This is a genomic window from Yeosuana sp. (assembly GCF_057126245.1).
On sequence record NZ_DBNGMQ010000077.1, the window covers coordinates 98,848 to 112,228 of the forward strand.

Annotated in this window: 8 protein-coding genes; 2 read left to right on the top strand and 6 right to left on the bottom strand. The window is 33.8% G+C overall.

Going from position 1 to position 13,381, the window contains the following annotated elements; genetic code table 11:
• Positions 1-40: 40 nt before the first annotated feature.
• The 3 genes from AC15TD_RS10200 to mnmA are packed head-to-tail and all read right to left on the bottom strand — an operon-like array spanning position 41 to position 3,817.
• Positions 41-988: an NAD(P)H-dependent flavin oxidoreductase gene (locus AC15TD_RS10200; RefSeq protein WP_484452044.1), complete on the bottom strand. Its 948-nt coding sequence runs from the start codon at positions 986-988 to the stop codon at positions 41-43.
• Between the two features lie 2 nt (positions 989-990).
• Positions 991-2,604, bottom strand: a complete 1,614-nt coding sequence (locus tag AC15TD_RS10205; RefSeq protein ID WP_484452045.1) for a S8 family serine peptidase — start codon at positions 2,602-2,604, stop codon at positions 991-993.
• A 25-nt stretch (positions 2,605-2,629) separates the two neighbouring features.
• Entirely contained in the window at positions 2,630-3,817 is a 1,188-nt protein-coding gene (mnmA, locus tag AC15TD_RS10210; protein ID WP_484452046.1) for a tRNA 2-thiouridine(34) synthase MnmA, read from the bottom strand.
• A 177-nt stretch (positions 3,818-3,994) separates the two neighbouring features.
• Here mnmA and AC15TD_RS10215 point away from each other — a divergent pair, with 177 nt between their 5' ends.
• On the top strand, positions 3,995-5,371 hold the full coding sequence (locus AC15TD_RS10215) for a fasciclin domain-containing protein (protein WP_484452047.1): 1,377 nt from the start codon (positions 3,995-3,997) through the stop codon (positions 5,369-5,371).
• A 107-nt stretch (positions 5,372-5,478) separates the two neighbouring features.
• Here the strand turns inward: AC15TD_RS10215 and AC15TD_RS10220 are convergent, their stop codons facing one another.
• The 3 genes from AC15TD_RS10220 to AC15TD_RS10230 all read right to left on the bottom strand — a co-directional run bounded on the left by AC15TD_RS10220 (position 5,479) and on the right by AC15TD_RS10230 (position 9,851).
• A complete protein-coding gene (locus AC15TD_RS10220; RefSeq protein WP_484452048.1) occupies positions 5,479-6,177 on the bottom strand; it encodes a toxin-antitoxin system YwqK family antitoxin in 699 nt (232 codons plus the stop codon).
• A gap of 68 nt (positions 6,178-6,245) precedes the next feature.
• The gene (yidC, locus tag AC15TD_RS10225; RefSeq protein ID WP_484452049.1) at positions 6,246-8,147 is read right to left on the bottom strand and encodes a membrane protein insertase YidC; all 1,902 of its coding nucleotides are present in this window, start codon (positions 8,145-8,147) and stop codon (positions 6,246-6,248) included.
• Between the two features lie 63 nt (positions 8,148-8,210).
• Positions 8,211-9,851, bottom strand: coding sequence for a CTP synthase (locus tag AC15TD_RS10230; protein WP_484452050.1), 1,641 nt, complete (start codon positions 9,849-9,851; stop codon positions 8,211-8,213).
• Positions 9,852-10,103: 252 nt separating this feature from the next.
• Between AC15TD_RS10230 and AC15TD_RS10235 the strand changes: the two genes are divergently transcribed.
• Complete coding sequence (locus AC15TD_RS10235) at positions 10,104-13,361, top strand: S41 family peptidase (RefSeq protein WP_484452051.1); 3,258 nt, start codon at positions 10,104-10,106, stop codon at positions 13,359-13,361.
• The last annotated feature ends 20 nt before the right edge of the window (positions 13,362-13,381 follow it).

Consider the following 13,381-nt stretch of genomic DNA (forward strand, 5'->3'; position numbering starts at 1 on the left):
TGAAAATAAGAGAAACAAAATTTCCTGCTTTGCATTCCTATTAAATTAGAAAATGCCCTACTTGTTTTTTTGCGTCATTAAACTCAAGAATGATATCTTCAACAATCTCAGAAACCGGTTTTATATCATGAATCAAGCCTGAAATTTGACCTATTTCCAATTCGCCATCTTCTAAATCACCTTCAAACATCCCTCGTTTAGCTCTTCCTCTTCCAAGTAAGGTTTTCAATGCTTCAAAAGTTGGTGATGTTTTATATAATTCTTGAACATCATTGTAAAATTTATTTTTTATCACGCGCACCGGCGCTAATTCTTTTAAGGTTAACTGCGTGTCTCCTTCTTTTGAATCGACCACTAATTTCTTAAATGCTTGATGGGCAGATGATTCTTCACTTGCTACAAAACGACTGCCTATTTGAACAGCATCAGCTCCTAAAACCATAGCCGCCAACATCCCTCTGCCAGTTGCAATGCCACCAGCAGCAATTAAGGGAATATGAATTTGTTCTTTGACCATAGGAATTAAGGTGAAAGTAGTTGTTTCATCTCTACCATTATGTCCGCCAGCCTCAAATCCTTCAGCCACTATAGCATCCACACCAGCTTCCTGCGCTTTTAATGCGAACTTTACGCTACTTACTACATGAACCACCGTAATACCTCGTTCTTTTAACCAAGTAGTCCATGTTTTTGGGTTTCCTGCAGAAGTAAACACTATTTCAACCTTTTCTTCAACAATAATATCCATGATTTCCTGGATATTAGGATATAACATGGGAACATTGACGCCAAAGGGATGGCTAGTAGCCTTTTTACATTTCTGAATATGTTCGCGCAATACTTCTGGATACATGGATCCTGCTCCTATTAAACCTAAAATACCTGCATTACTCGCCGCCGATGCCAATTTCCAACCACTATTCCAAACCATACCAGCCTGTATTATAGGATATTTTATTTTGAATAATTCTGTAACTCTATTAGGCATGTTTAGTTCTTTACAATTTTGAATGTTTGTGAAAAAGTTTGAGACTCTATTTTTAACATATACAATCCGCTACTTAAAAAAGAAAGGTTCAATTGACTTTTATTTTTATCTAAATCTATTTCTAGAACCTTTTTCCCAAGAATATTATAAAATATACCTTTTGATTCATTATCATTTGAAGGTACTGCTATGTTTAAAATATTTGAAATCGGATTTGGAAATATTTTTATGTCTAAATTATTTCCTTCAGAATCCTTCATTGATAATGCATTATTCAAAGCCAATTGTAAATTAGGAATTCCATAGCCCAAAAAATAATCCGGACTGTTAAATTGTGAAGCAGATTCTCTTACTAATTGCATAATTTCAGCGTTTGTTTTGTAGGGTAATGCTTGCCATAAACAAACAATACCACCAGCCATAATGGGAGAACTAAAGGAAGTACCATTTGCGGTACCTATCCCATCAGATTCATTAATAACCACACTTGCTAATCCTTGCGCAACAACATCTGGTTTTCGAGTTGGTTGAATTGAACTTCCAACAGAACTGAATGTCACATATTCGCCTATTGAATTTACGGCTCCTATTGATAAAACATCTGCTGAATCTGCAGGCGCATTGATTCCATCTAAACCTTCATTTCCTGCTGAGTTTACAATTAAAAGCCCTTTTTCAAAAGCTATATTAGCTCCTCTTGTTATATAAGTTGTTTGCCCATCAAAATCTAAAGGATGATAATTGTACGATGTTTTATCATAAAAACTACCATACCCTAAAGATGAATTAATCACATCAACGCCCAAGCTATCAGCTCTTTCTGCTGCTTCTACCCAATAACTTTCTTCAACAGGATTTTCATTTGGCCCATCTTCAGTTATAAATAGATAATAGGATGCATCTGGTGCAGTTCCCACGTAATCATTTTCAACATAGCCTGCCATAGTACTTAAAACTAACGTACCATGATTGCTCTCTGTGTTTGTATAAACGTTTTCCTCTCTATTTACAAAATCATAATGGCCTAAAACCTTACCAGCACCTATTAATCTTTGAAACGAAGACATCGTATTTACATTTGGAAATCCGGCGTCAAGCACCGCTACAGTCATGCCATCTCCTGTATAGTCTGACAAGTGCAACTGATCTCCCTTAAACATCTGTATTTGATTAAGAGCATTACCATAATTAAATGTTGTAAACGTTTCTTGAAATTTCGAAACTTTCTTTACCTGTTCTATCTTTAATGTGTTTAAACTTTTATCGGCAAAATCTATTGAGTTAACAAACATTAAACTTTCTAGAGCATTAATATTGGTTTCAGTTCCTCTTACGTGAACAGCATTTAACCATTTTGATTTTGCCAAAACAGTAATGCCTGTTTGACTTTTAAGTTGTGAAATATAATCTTCGTTAACGGGTACATCACGGGCATCAATAACAACGGAATGCGCATATTTCCTATCAACGGCTTTTTGTGAAAGAATGGTGGTAGGATTCTCTATAGAGGCTGTAACGTTTTGTTTATCTTCCAGATATATCCATGCATCTTCTTGTTGTGAAAAACAAGAAAATGAAAAAAATATGCTCACAATTAATAATATATTAAATCTCATAACAATACATTTAGGGTACTACAAGTTAAGAAATTACTCCAGAACCAACTAATTCATCCTTAATATACCAAGCAGCAAATTGACCTTCTGTAATAGCAGATTGTGGACTTTCAAACTCTACATAAAGCCCTGAATCTACTTTATAAAGCTTTGCTTTTTGCAAAGGCTGACGGTATCTAATTCTAGCCATAACTGGCATACTTTCATTTGTGTTTAAAGATAAATCTTCACGTATCCAATGCAATTCCTCTTCTTTAATAAATAAGGCTGTTTTATATAAACCAGGATGTTCCTTTCCTTCACCTGTGTAAATGACATTAAACTTGACATCGGTTTCAATAACAAATAATGGTTCCACATGACCTCCAACTGCTAATCCTTTACGCTGCCCTTTAGTAAAATAATGAGCTCCTTGATGCTTACCAATAATGTTACCATCTTCTATATGATATTCAAGTTTACGAGATAGAAATTCGAGTCGTTCTTCTTCATTATTAAATTTTGGTTCAGTTAAAGCGTAAATGGCACTATCTTTTGGAATTTCAACAATTTGTCCTTCTTTAGGTTTTAATTGCTGTTGAAGAAAATCTGGTAATTTAACCTTTCCAATAAAACAAAGCCCTTGAGAATCCTTTTTTTCTGCAGTTACTAAATCTAATTTTGACGCTATTTCACGTACTTCTGGTTTTGTTAATTCACCAATTGGAAATAAGGATTTGGATAATTGTTCTTGTGATAACTGACATAAAAAATATGACTGATCTTTATTAACATCTTCGCCTACTAAAAGTTGATATATTTCTTTACCTTCCTTATTAATGACAGATTTTCTACAATAATGACCCGTAGCAACAAAATCGGCACCAAGCTCCAAAGCAATTTTCATAAAGACATCGAACTTTATCTCTCGATTACATAGCACATCCGGGTTTGGTGTTCTTCCGCTTTCATATTCCTTGAACATATAATCAACAATGCGCTCTTTATACTGTTCGCTCAAGTCTACAGTCTGAAACGGAATTCCTAACTTATTTGCAACCAACATAGCGTCATTACTATCATCTAACCAAGGGCATTCATTAGAGATAGTTACAGAATCATCATGCCAGTTTTTCATAAACAAACCAATAACCTCATAGCCTTGTTGTTTTAATAAAAAAGCAGCTACACTAGAATCTACACCACCTGAAAGACCAACAACGACTCTTTTCATATATAGAATATCTTTTTTTATATGCAAAGTTACAACTAATAGCGAAAAACTACAGTGAATGGAAGTTTGAAATTCGACAAAGAAATATTTTGTTTAAAGTTTTGTTAAAATTTTTAAACATTACGTATTTTGTTTAATTATTTTATAAATTTGTTAAACATTTAAACCAATAAAAATATGAAATTATTCAAAAACCTTAGAAACCTTGCATTTATTGCAATTGTATCGTTAGTGACATTATCATGTGACAATGACGATAATCCAACTCCTGTTATGCAACCGGAGACTATTACTGAATTAGCCATTGCTACTCCAGAATTAAGTATTTTAGTTGATGCCTTAGTAAGAGTTGATTTAGCCGCTACTTTAAATCAGGCTGGGTCTTACACCGTATTCGCTCCAACAAATGATGCTTTCACTACATTTTTAAATGGTGCATCTTTAGATGATGTGTCTGATGCTGATCTTACTCAAATTCTTTTAAACCATGTAGTGGTTGGAGAATTTCCTTCAACTAGTTTATCAACTAGCTACGTTAGTACATTAGCTACTCAAGCTAATTCAGATTTAAACCTAAGTATGTTTATAGATACTTCTGCAGGTGTAACTCTAAATGGTGTCTCAGATGTTATTATACCAGATGTAGATGCAACTAATGGCATTATTCATGTAGTTGATGCTGTAATTGGACTTCCAACTATAGTTGACCATGCTTTAGCGAATCGCGAATTTTCTGCTTTAGTTAGTGCTTTAAGTGCTGCTGATGGAGATTTAGTTAGTGTTTTAAGTGGAGAAGGTACGTTTACTGTGCTTGCTCCAGACAATGATGCTTTCACAACATTTTTAAATGGTGCCTCTTTAACGGATGTTCCAACTGATGCTCTAGCTAATATTTTATTAAATCATGTATTAGGAAGTGTTGTAACCTCTTCTGATTTAGTTGGTTTAGGTGCTGGCTATACAAATACATTAGCTACAGGTCCTAGTGCTAATAATTTAAGTTTATATTTTAACAGTACAGAGGGTGTTAGATTTAATGGTGTTTCTTCAGTTGCCTCTGCAGATGTTGTAACTACAAACGGAATTATACATGCGGTTGATGCAGTAATAGGAATACCGACTGTTGTAACTTTTGCTACTGCAGATTCTACGTTCTCTACGCTAGTTGCAGCATTAACAACATTAACTCCTGCAACAGATTTTGTAACGACTTTATCTGACCCGGACGCTATTTTTACTGTTTTTGCTCCAACTGATGATGCATTCGCTGCAATTACAGTTCCTTCTGACGAATCTGTCGTAACGAGTATATTATTACACCATGTAATCGGTGATCTTAATGTAACATCTGGAGATTTAAATCCTGATGGAGATACAGTAGCACCGAGTTTAGAGGGTGATAACCTTACTATAACTTTACCTGGAACTGCTAACAATATTGCCAACATGACTGATGGTTCTGGAGCATCTGATATAGGTATTATAAAAGTTGATGTTCAAGCTGGAAATGGTGTTATACACGTAATTAATAAGGTAGCAATACCAACAATATAATAAGAACTAATTAAGTTTTAGTTTGGTTTGTTTGATTTAGACCGATTAAATGTCTAGGTCTAAATAAATGTAAGGGTCCTTTATTAATTTAAAGGGCCTTTTTGTTTTTAGTTAGGTGATTTTCGTTTTGGTTTAAATGAAAAATCTTTTTCTTCAAGCAACTCGCCGTATTCATAATATTTCCAAATGCCATGCTTTTTGCCTTGTTTATAAAATCCCTCAATGAGTAATTCTCCTTTTGGGTTATAAAATTTTGATAAACCATGCAACTCCCCGTTTACATAATAAAACTCCTTTAAAATAACACCCTTTTCTGAATACCAAATTGAAGGCCCTTCAAGTTTACCATGACTATAAAATTGTTGTTCAGCTACTTGACCATTTTCATAATACACAATACGTTCGCCATCAAGAAGACCTTGATTGTCATAGTTTTCTAAAGTTAATAATTGAGTAGAGTTTTTTTGGTAATACTTCCATACACCTATATAAATTTTACCATCCATTTCTCCTTCACTAATCACTTTTCCATTAGAAGTGTAAAAGGTAGCATAAGCTTTATTATCTGCTTGATTAAATTGTTTTGTTGCCGCTAATGATGCTTTCTTATCAACATTTTTATAATACTTAAACAACCCCATTTCTTTACCATGATTAAACACACCTTCATATCTCAAAACGGTAGTGTCGTCGTAATACTTTTTCCAAATACCATGACGCTTTCCTTCAGCATCTAATTGATTAATACTTTGAGATACTAGTAGATTAAAAAAAAATAAAAAAAATAATATGACCGCGTTTTTCATATTTTAATTAACGATTAGTAACTATGAAAATTGTGTAAAAAAAAAAGCTGCCAAATGGCAGCTTTTTTTTATTTACGTTTTTGTGATTGTTTTTGTTTTTCTGCCTGCTCCATCATATCCTTCATTTTCTGTTGAAATTTATTTTGCTTCTTAGGCTTCTTTTTGTTTTCTTGAATTTTAGCATGAATTTTATCTTCATCAATAATATATTTCTTAATCACAAGCATAATACCGATGGTAATTAAGTTGGAAACAAAATAATACAAACTCAATCCGGAAGCATAATTATTAAAGAAGAATAACATCATTAATGGTGAAAAATACATCATATATTTCATCATCTTACTCATGTCTGGCATACCTTCTTGCGTAGGTTGAGATGCCATTTGTTGCCCTGTCGTCATTTGCATATAGAAGAAAATAGCAACTGAAGCTAATATGGGGAACAAACTTACATGATCACCATAAAATGGTATATGAAATGGTAGTTCTGCTATGGTATCATATGAAGACAAATCTTCCGCCCAAAGAAAACTTTTTTGCCTTAAATCAAAAGCCGATGGAAAGAACTGAAACAATGCGTAAAAAACTGGTAATTGCACCAAAGCAGGTAAACAACCAGCCATGGGACTTGCTCCAGCCTTACTATACAATGCCATAGTCTCTTGCTGCTTTTTCATAGCATTATCCTTGTACTTTTCAGTAATCTCAGCTATTTCTGGCTTTAACACCTTCATTTTAGCTTGAGACACATATGATTTATAGGTTACAGGAGACATGACGATTCTTACCAAAATAGTCATTACTATAATCGCAAATCCGAAAGGCAAAAATGAACTTAAAAACCCAAATGTTGGAATGAATACATATCGGTTAATCCATCCAAAAATTCCCCAACCAAGTGGTACGACCTCATCTAAATTTCTGTTATATGCATTTAATATTTTATAATCAGATGGACCAAAATATAAATCCATGGTTTTATTAAGCTCTCCACCAGTAAGTTCTAATGGCAATTTAGCAACGAATGATTTTGTATAAACCGTATCAATTTCTTCGTCTTTAATTAAATTACTAGATTTTAAATCTGCTGTTTTAAATGGAGAATCTGATAATAGTATAGACGTAAAAAAATGTTGCTTAAAGGCTACATAAGTAACATCATCAGCTGTGTCCTCAGAAAGTTCACTTTGGCCTAGATAATCATCTTTACCGTCTTCATATTCATAAATTAATTCAGTATAACGATTTTCATAAGAAACACTTTTTGCATGACGATACGTTTTTATTTTCCAATCTAAATTAATGGCTTGGGAACTATTTATAATATTATCAAGACCCTGAGATTTGATAGTGAAATCCATCATATAATCATCTTTCTTAATCTCGTATCTATATTCTAGAAACTTAGTTTCTGAAACTTTAAGCTTCATAGAAACAACCGTATTATCTCCGTTTTGAGTAATTGTAGGTTGAAAATATAAATCTTTTGTGTTTAAAATACGACTATCTGTCGTTCCAAAATTAATATTAAAATCAGCATTATTGTCTTTTACTAAATAGATAGGAATCGAATCATAATTCACAAAATTCTTCAATCTTACTTCAGAAAGATAACCACCTTTACTGCTAAATCTTAAGGCTAACACATCATTCTCTACAAGCGTTTCTTTGCTAGAATCTGCCGAAGATAGTGTAGAAGAATATGCAAACGCGCCAAGCTTATTTTTTAAAGTTTGTAACCCAACTGAATCTGTAACCGTCGCTACAGAAAAATCTTCCGCTGTGGTTTGCAATACATCATCTTGTGTACTGGCTTTTTCTTCGGTAACAATTTGTTCTTGTTTTGCTTTTTCTTGAGCTTCAAGTTCCTCTGGCGTTGGTTGATTTTGCCAAAGCATATACATTAATATTCCGAAAATGAGGACAAAACCTATTACCGAATTAATATCTAATTTTTTTTCTTCCATTGGTTATATATTAATCCTACTTTCTGGCGAGGACAACTGTATTAATCAAAAAACTATCCAATTTTAATTTTGTGACACACTGGCACCTTTCTTACTATTTTTAAATTTTAAGGCTGCTTTTACAAATGCCACGAACAAGGGGTGTGGACTAGCAACGGTACTACTATATTCAGGATGGTATTGAACACCAATAAAAAATGGATGTGTTGGTATTTCAATAATTTCAACTAATCCTGTATCTGGGTTTAATCCAGTAGCTAACATTCCTGCCGCTTCGATTTGTTCTTTATAATCACTATTAAATTCGTAACGATGTCTATGACGCTCTTTTATATTTTTAGCTTTATAAATATCACTTACCTTGCTACCAATTTTCAAGTCGCAATCCCAAGCACCTAAACGCATAGTACCTCCTTTGTCTGTGATAGATTTTTGTTCTTCCATCAAATCAATTACAGGATCTGGGGTTTTAGGATTCATTTCTGTAGAATCTGCTTCCGGTAAATTTAACACATGACGAGCAAATTCAATAACCGCCATTTGCATCCCTAAACAAATCCCGAAAAATGGCATGTCATTTTCTCGTACATATTTCACGGCCACAATTTTTCCTTCAATCCCACGCTCACCAAAACCTGGTGCTACTAAAATACCATCTAAATGAGATAATTTTAATTTGATATTATCATCATTTAAATATTCAGAATGAATCGATTCTAAATTCACTTTAACCTCATTCGCTGCTCCGGCATGAATAAAAGATTCTAAAATGGACTTATACGAATCTTGTAACTCTACATATTTCCCAATTAAACCAATAGTAACTTCAGTCTTTGGATTTTTAAGCTTCGTTATAAATTGGTTCCATTTTGCCATATCTGGTTTGATACTTGACAAATTTAATTTTTTAAGGACAACCTTATCTAAACGTTGTTCTAACATTAAATTAGGTACGTCATAAATAGTTGAAGCATCAATAGATTGAATAACCGCTTCTTCACGAACATTACAGAACAATGCTAATTTTTTACGTAACTCAATAGGTAAATCATGCTCCGTTCTACAAACTAAAACATCAGCTTGAATTCCACTTTCCATAAGTGTTTTTACACTGTGTTGAGTCGGTTTGGTTTTAAGTTCACCAGCAGCCGATAGATATGGCACCAAGGTTAAATGAATCACAATTCCATTATGTTCACCTAAATCCCAACGCAGTTGTCTTACAGCTTCAATATATGGTAGTGACTCAATATCACCAACCGTTCCACCTATTTCAGTAATTACAATATCATAATCACCAGAATTCCCTAAAATTTGAATTCTGTCTTTTATCTCATCTGTAATATGCGGAACCACTTGAACCGTTTTACCTAAAAACTCACCACGTCTTTCTTTTTCAATCACACTTTGATAAATTCTACCTGTAGTAACATTGTTTGCTTGACTTGTTGGTACATTTAAAAAACGCTCATAATGACCTAAATCTAAATCAGTTTCAGCACCATCTGCAGTCACATAGCATTCGCCATGCTCATAAGGGTTTAAGGTTCCTGGGTCAACATTAATGTATGGGTCTAATTTTTGAATAGTTACTCTATATCCTTGTGCTTGAAGTAATTTGGCCAGAGAAGCCGCTATAATTCCTTTTCCTAAAGATGAGGTAACGCCTCCGGTTACAAATATGTATTTGGTTGTTTTTGTCATGTTGCGCTTATAAACGCAGGCAAATTTACAAAATTAAAACAGTTATTAGCGAATAAGTTTTTAGATAATTTATTAGGGCTTATTAACAATAGAATTAAGAGAAAAGTAAATCAAAACATTTAATCTATTATAGTTTTATTGATTAAACAAATTTATTTCATTTCAAAAAAAAGAAGTTATAATACATCAATAATTTTATCAACTAATTTATCAATATTTTTTCTATCTTTCAAAAAATCAAAATCAATCAAAATGAATAAATTATTTCTCTTTTTATTTTCAATACTTAGTATATCATTATTTTCTCAAGAAGATGCCACCTTACTAATAGAACAGCCTGATTTAAATGAAACCCATATCACTTTTGTTTATGCAGGTGACATATGGGTCGTTGGAATTGACGAAAATGAGGCTAAAAGAATTACAAGCACCTCGGCTGTTGAAAGTGACCCTCACCTTTCACCTGATGGAAAAATGATTGCTTTTACATCCAACAGAACTGGTACCCCAAACGTTTATATTGTCGGAACTGATGGAGGTAATCCAACACAATTAACATATCATCCTTCAGGATCATATGTTAGAGGCTGGTCAAATGATGGTTCGTTTATTTTTTACGCGTCATCAAGAGAAACATCACCTACAGGTTTTCATAGGTTATGGAAAGTCTCTAAAGATGGTGGGCCGGAAACTGGATTAACCTTGCAATGGGCCGCAGATGCTTCATATTCACCTGACGGAACTAAGATGGTCGTAGATAGAATTAGAAAGTGGGATAAGGAATGGCGTGTCTATCGTGGTGGTCAAAACACACCAATCTCTATTTTAAATTTGACCGATAAAAGTGAAACATTATTACCTCATAATAAAACAACAGATGTAAACCCAATATGGATTAAAGACCATATTTACTTTCTTTCAGATAGAGACTCAACCATGAATATCTGGAGTTATTCAACTTCAAATACTAAACTTGAACAGCTTACTTCTTTTAGAGGTTCCGATATTAAATCATTAGAAGGAAACAAAAATGAGCTTATTTATGAAAGAGAGGGATCATTTCACTTATTTAATTTGGAAACTAAAACATCTGAACAATTAAAAATAAAGGTTACAGGTGATTTCCCATGGGCAGAGAAACAATGGGAAGATGTAAGCAAAACAGTTCGTAATGTATCTCTTTCTTCATCAGGAAAAAGAGCTATTATGGAATCGCGTGGAGAAATCTTTACGGTCCCAATCGAACACGGAGATTCTAGAAATATTACCAATAGTTCAGGTGTTGCAGATAGATCTCCAGTATGGTCTCCTATAGGAAATAAAATTGCATGGTTTACAGACGCCTCTGGCAAAGGATATGTATTGAGAATTGCTAATCAGGATGGATTATCAGATATTAAAGATATATCTATTGGAGAATCAAAATTAGGATGGGAACCAACTTGGTCACCAGATGGCAAATATATTGCATTTAATGATGACGATGTTAGAATTAGAGTTCTTAATATTGAAACAGAAAAAATTAACACCATTGACGTAGGTGGGGTAAATATAGAGCGAGGTAACTTAGGATTAAGTTGGTCTCCAGACTCTAAGTGGTTAAGTTATTCAAAAACTTCACCAAATAATTTTAAACGCATCTATATCTGGTCGTTAGATACAAATAAAACACAACCTATTACCAATGAATTAGCTCATAGTGTTTCTCCTTCTTGGGATCTAGACGGTAAGCATCTTTATTTTATTTCAACTACTAATTTAGCTTTAGGCTCGGGGTGGGCAAATACCAGTTCTATGATGTCAGATCCCGAATTTAATGCTTATGTCGTAAATCTTTCAAAAGAAGATCCATCTCCTTTTGAACTTAGAAGTGATGAAGAAGGAATTAAAAAAGAAGAAAATAAAACTGAAGAAGATAGTAAAAAAGATAAAAACAAAGACAAAGACAAAAAGAAGGAGAAAGATGATAAAAACATAAAAATAGATTTTGATGGTATTGAGCAGCGTACAATTGCATTACCAATACCTCAAGGTCGCTATGGCTATACGGTACCAGGCCCAAAAGGATCTGTTTTTATTGTACAATATACTGAAAGCAACCCTGGATCTAAAGTCAATAAATTTAAATTAGAAGACAGAGAGTCTAAAATATTTGCAGATGGTGTGAATCAATTTTCAGTATCAGCAGATGGTAATAAAGCCATTGCCAGAGTTGGTAGTGCATGGAAAACATATAAAACTTCTAAAGATGAAGACAAAGGGGAGGCACTAAAAGTGATTCTTCATATGCATTTAAACAGACAAGCTGAATGGAAACAAATTTTTGAAGAAGCTTGGCGTTATCAAAGAGACTATTTCTATGACCCTAACATGCATGGGAGAGACTGGAACAAAGTTTATAAGCGATATGTTCCTCTTCTACCCTATGTAAAACACAGGTCATCATTAAATTATATTCTTGATCAAATGAACGGTGAACTTTCTGTAGGACATAGTTTTGTAAGTGGCGGTGATTTTCCTGATACAAAACAATACCCAACAGGATTATTAGGGGCCAATCTAATAGCTAAAAACAATCGCTGGAGTATTGAACGTATTTTCACAACTGAATCATGGAATCCGAACTTATCTAGCCCGTTAAGCAGACCTGGAATTAAGGTAGAAGAAGGTTATTACATTGTTGGTGTAAATGGTAAAGAACTTAAATCAACCGATAATATATTTAAAGCATTGCAAGGAACTCAAGGAGTTCAAACCGTTTTATATATTAATAAATCTCCCGATTTTGAAGGATCTTGGAAAGAAATAGTAGAACCTATAAGAAGCGAAAATGGACTCCGTCAACGGGCGTGGATAGAAGACAATCGTAGAAAAGTTGATAATTTATCTGGTGGAAAATTAGCATATGTTTGGGTACCTAATACTGGTGGTCCTGGATTCACCTATTTCAATAGGTATTTATTTGCTCAGCAAGATAAATTAGGAGCTGTGATTGACGAGCGGTTTAATGGTGGTGGTCTACTTGATGATTACATGGTGGATTTGCTTACCCGAGACTTACGAGCAGCTATAACGAATGAAGTTCCAAATGGAAAGGCATTTAAACTACCTGCGGGAATTCACGGTCCTAAAGTTTTACTAATAAACGAACTTGCTGGATCTGGTGGTGATTATTTCCCATGGGTGTTTAGACATCAAAATGCTGGAAAATTAATTGGACAAACTACTTGGGGTGGGTTAGTAAAATCATCAACACACTATTTATTTATAGACGGAGGAAGGATGACCGCACCTGACAACGCCGTTTTTGACCCCATTGAAAAAGAATGGATCGGTGAAAACAAAGGTATTTCTCCAGATATTGAAGTAAGGCAAGATGCTAAATCTTTAAACGAAGGGAAAGACCCTCAACTAGAACGTGCTGTGGAAGAATTATTAAAGCAATTAAAAAACATAAAGGAACCTGATATGACACCTCCTCCTTTTTCTAAACCAGCTAAATTAAACTAACATAATTTACTTATATTTAA

Excerpts from the sequence above, each read along its gene's own strand:
- yidC (WP_484452049.1), bottom strand. The coding sequence starts at position 8,147 with ATGGAAGAAAAAAAATTAGATATTAATTCGGTAATAGGTTTTGTCCTC.
- AC15TD_RS10215 (WP_484452047.1), top strand. The coding sequence starts at position 3,995 with ATGAAATTATTCAAAAACCTTAGAAACCTTGCATTTATTGCAATTGTA.
- AC15TD_RS10205 (WP_484452045.1), bottom strand. The coding sequence starts at position 2,604 with ATGAGATTTAATATATTATTAATTGTGAGCATATTTTTTTCATTTTCT.
- AC15TD_RS10220 (WP_484452048.1), bottom strand. The coding sequence starts at position 6,177 with ATGAAAAACGCGGTCATATTATTTTTTTTATTTTTTTTTAATCTACTA.
- AC15TD_RS10230 (WP_484452050.1), bottom strand. The coding sequence starts at position 9,851 with ATGACAAAAACAACCAAATACATATTTGTAACCGGAGGCGTTACCTCA.
- mnmA (WP_484452046.1), bottom strand. The coding sequence starts at position 3,817 with ATGAAAAGAGTCGTTGTTGGTCTTTCAGGTGGTGTAGATTCTAGTGTA.
- AC15TD_RS10235 (WP_484452051.1), top strand. The coding sequence starts at position 10,104 with ATGAATAAATTATTTCTCTTTTTATTTTCAATACTTAGTATATCATTA.
- AC15TD_RS10200 (WP_484452044.1), bottom strand. The coding sequence starts at position 988 with ATGCCTAATAGAGTTACAGAATTATTCAAAATAAAATATCCTATAATA.